Raw genomic sequence first — 3,552 nt, forward strand, 5'->3', positions numbered from 1 at the left:
CCTGCGGCCGTGCCGTTGTCGTCATGATCTCAGCCCACCCCGCCGGCCACCGGCTCAGCAGCCGTCGGCGCCGGCGTTCTGGATGCAGTCCTCCACATCCGACGCGCCGTCGCTCAGCGCGCGGTTGATGATGACCGCGACCGCGCTGACGATCGCCACCACGATGGCGGAGATGATCACCCACTCCACGGCGGAGGCGCCGCGGTCCAGTTCGCCCGAGCGGGCGCGCTCCACGCGGCCGCGCAGGAAGGTGACCAGGAAGTCGACGGCCGGATGTCCGGTGCTGGTGAAGCGGTTCTTCATGACGTCGTTACGTCCTCTCTGCGTAGCGGGGGGATGACTCAGACCTGCAGCACGCGGATGGCCGCGGGATAGACCAGGAAGACCAGGAACCCGGCGCACAGCAGTAGTTGTGCGACGAGCATGGACTGCGACTTCTCGCCTGCCGCCCCCTCGATTTCGGCAAGCTCGCGATGTCTCATGGTCTCCGCCCTGGACGCCAGCGACTCGCGCACCTTCGCGCCGTCGTCGGAGACCAGTGCCAGCGACGCCGACAGGTCCTTCAGCTCCTCGATCCCCAGCTCGTCGCCGAGATTGCCGAGCGCCTGCCACTGGCTGGTGCCGGTGATCCGGGCGTCGGCGAGTGCGTTGCGCACCTTGCGCAGGGCCCAGCCGTCGCTGATGTCGGCCGCGGCCATCAGGGCCTCGGGCAGGCCGCGCCCGCCCGCGAGGTTCATCGCCACCAGGTCCAGGTACGCGCCCACCACGCGGCGCAGGTCCTTGCGCTTGTCGGCGGCGTCCCTGCGTACCTCCAGGTCGGGCAGGAGGAAGAAGAGCAGGGCGGCGACCAGCGCGAGCCAGACCGGGATGACCGGGTTCAGGCCGAAGCCGGCCACCGAGATCAGCGCGTACACGCCGGGACCGAAGACCAGCCCCACCGCGGACAGCAGCACCTTCGTCGCCAGGAAGCTCTCCCAGGAGCGGTCCAGCACCGCCAGGTCGGAGCGGAGCGAACGCTGCTCCCAGCCCTGCCGCATGTAGAACTCCGCGGCCCGCTCCCCGACCTGCGCGCGCAGCCCCCCGAAGCGCCCCTCCTCCTGCTGCTGCGAGGACGTCGTCGTCCGGCCGGAGCCGCGGGCGCGCATCGCGTCGACCCGCGCGACCGTCGCCACGGCGCCGCGGCGGCCGGGGGCGATGGCCCGTACGAGCAGGTAGATGCCCAGGCCCATCACCGCGCCGATGACGACGGAGTACGTCAGTGTGTCCGCACCCTGGAACTCCATCAGGAGACCTCCTCACGCGGCCGGACGAAGGCGACCTGCTGCGGCTGCTGCTTGGCGCCGGCCAGGAAGCGCTCGGGCGTCTCGATCGTCGACAGCTTGCGCAGCCACCAGAAGCCGGCCGCGAACAGCCCGCAGACGCAGGCCAGGACCGCCTGGCCGACGGGCGAGCCGTACGGCTCGACGAAGCCCCGGTTGAAGACCGACAGGCCGAGCACGAACGCCACCGAGACGCTGACGACGATCTGCACGCTGCGCCGCGTCGAGGCGCGCTGCGCCATCACCCGCTGGCGCATGTCGACCTCCTCGCGCGCCGACTTCGCCAGCGCGCCCAGCACCTCGCGCAGACCGGGGCCGCGCAGCCGGGCGTTGAGGATCAGGGCCGCGATGATCAGGTCGGCCGAGGCGTCGTCGAGGTCGTCGGCGAGGTGCTGCAGCGCGTCCGGCAGGGGCGTACGGGAGCGCAACCGGTCGACCATCGCGTCCAGATGCGGCCGCAGCGCGGGCGCCGCCGCGCGGGCGGAGGCCGGGATGGCCTGCTCCAGGCCGACCGCGCCGGCGATCGTGTCACGCAGCGACTCCGTCCACTGGGCCAGCGCCTCGACCCGCTTCATCGCCAGCCGCTCGGCCGCCGCGCCGCCGAAGAGCTTGTCCCAGAACGCCACCAGCACGCCGGTAGCCAGGCCGGCGACCGGCCAGCGGGTCAGCAGCAGCACCAGCAGCCCGGCGACCGCCGCGAGCGTCGCCCGCTGGCTGGCGAACCGCACCAGCTCCGCGGCCCGTTCGCCCTCCTGCTGCTTCTCGTGCTCCGGCTTCGCCGGCAGCCCGCGGATCGCCACGATGAGCAGCGCGACACCGCCGCCGATCACCGCGCCGGCGAGCAGCCCGTAGCCCATCGTGACGGAGAAGACCGAGCCGTACATGAGCCGCTACCTCCAATCCCCGCTGGGCTGGTAACCGAACGGAATGAGCTCGTCGATGCAGTGGATCGGCGCGTGCGGGTGCAGCAGGCCGTCCGGGCCCACCTTGAAGACCTCCGACGACATCACGCGGCCGTCCACGCCGTTGACCTCGCGCACCGAGGAGACCGAGCGCTGGAGGCCGCCGCCCTGGTGGTAGAGGTTGCGGCGCTCGATGAAGACGACGAAGTCGATGGCGCCGGCGACCAGCATCTGGCTCGCCTCGACGGGCAGCCGCTCGCTGGCCTGGAGGGCGTACGTCGAGATGCGGTTGAACACCTCGGAGGAGCTGTTGGCGTGGATCGTGGACAGCGAGCCGTCGTTGCCCTGCGACATCGCGTTCAGCATGGTGACGATCTCGTCGCCGAGCACCTCGCCGACGATGACGCGGGACGGGTTCATACGCAGCGACCTGCGCACCAGCTCGGCCATCGTGATGGCGCCGTGGCCCTCGGAGTTGGGCAGCCGCTCCTCGAACGCGACCACGTTGGGGTGCAGCTCGGGGAACTGGTCCAGGCCCAGCTCCAGCGCGCGCTCCACCGTGATCAGGCGCTCGGGGGCGGGGATCTCGTTGGCCAGCGCGCGCAGCAGCGTCGTCTTCCCGGCGTTGGTGGCGCCGGCGATCATGATGTTCTTGCGGGCCCGTACCGCGGAGGTCAGGAAGGAGCCCAGCTCCGCGGAGATCGTCGCGTTGCCGACGAGGTCGGGGAGGAACACCTTGCCGAGGCGGGCGCGGCGGATGGACAGCGCCGGGCGGCGGGTGACGTCCATGACCGCCGAGAGCCGGGAGCCGTCGGGCAGGCGCAGGTCGAGCTGCGGGTTGGCGGAGTCGAAGGGCCGGGACGACAGGCCGGAGTAGGCGCCCAGTATCTGGATCAGCTCGACGAGTTCCTCGTCGCTCTCGGCCACCGGGTCGGCCTTGGCCTCGCGGCCGTCGGCGTAGCCGACGAAGACGTGGTCGAAGCCGTTGATGTCGATGTTCTCGACCTCGGGGTCGTCCAGCAGCGGCTGCAGCCGGCCGACGCCGAAGAGGGCGGCGTGCACGGCCGCGGCGTACGCCTCCTCGGTCTCGGCGTCCAGCGGCGTGCGGCCGTAGTTGATCTCGGCGCGGGCGTAGTCCTCCAGGATCTGCGCGATGACGGCGCGGGCGAAGTGCCGCTCGTCCTCGGCGGACATGGGGGTAACGCCGGCGAGCTGGTCCTCGTGGCGCTGGCGGGCTATCCGGTCGCCGGCTTCCTGGCGGAAGCGTTTGACGAGGCTGTGGTCGACTGCGGGTCCGCTGGTCATCGGGCGGCTCCATGGCGGGGGCCGGG

Annotated in this window: 4 protein-coding genes; all 4 read right to left on the minus strand. The window is 71.6% G+C overall.

Annotation, left to right across the window (positions count from 1 at the left end; all coding sequences use genetic code 11):
* Positions 1–54: 54 nt before the first annotated feature.
* From H5J30_RS22320 to H5J30_RS22335, 4 genes are read right to left on the minus strand one after another with little or no spacing between them, the layout of a single operon-like run.
* Positions 55–303 (minus strand): hypothetical protein, encoded by a 249-nt coding sequence (locus H5J30_RS22320; protein ID WP_181789168.1) that lies wholly within the window; start codon positions 301–303, stop codon positions 55–57.
* 38 nt (positions 304–341) lie between these two features.
* Positions 342–1,283, minus strand: coding sequence for a type II secretion system F family protein (locus H5J30_RS22325; protein ID WP_181789169.1), 942 nt, complete (start codon positions 1,281–1,283; stop codon positions 342–344).
* The gene (locus H5J30_RS22330) at positions 1,283–2,203 is read right to left on the minus strand and encodes a type II secretion system F family protein (protein ID WP_181789170.1); all 921 of its coding nucleotides are present in this window, start codon (positions 2,201–2,203) and stop codon (positions 1,283–1,285) included. Before H5J30_RS22330 ends, H5J30_RS22325 begins: the two co-directional genes overlap by 1 nt.
* Positions 2,204–2,209: 6 nt before the next feature.
* Complete coding sequence (locus H5J30_RS22335; protein ID WP_181789171.1) at positions 2,210–3,526, minus strand: TadA family conjugal transfer-associated ATPase; 1,317 nt, start codon at positions 3,524–3,526, stop codon at positions 2,210–2,212.
* Positions 3,527–3,552 lie beyond the last annotated feature (26 nt).

Source organism: Streptomyces phytophilus (genome assembly GCF_013870535.1).
Classification (GTDB): Bacteria; Actinomycetota; Actinomycetes; order Streptomycetales; family Streptomycetaceae; genus Streptomyces; species Streptomyces phytophilus.

Bases quoted from the DNA above. Each gene is read 5' to 3' on its own strand.
- H5J30_RS22335 (WP_181789171.1), bottom strand. From the start codon at position 3,526: ATGACCAGCGGACCCGCAGTCGACCACAGCCTCGTCAAACGCTTCCGC.
- H5J30_RS22325 (WP_181789169.1), bottom strand. From the start codon at position 1,283: ATGGAGTTCCAGGGTGCGGACACACTGACGTACTCCGTCGTCATCGGC.
- H5J30_RS22330 (WP_181789170.1), bottom strand. From the start codon at position 2,203: ATGTACGGCTCGGTCTTCTCCGTCACGATGGGCTACGGGCTGCTCGCC.
- H5J30_RS22320 (WP_181789168.1), bottom strand. From the start codon at position 303: ATGAAGAACCGCTTCACCAGCACCGGACATCCGGCCGTCGACTTCCTG.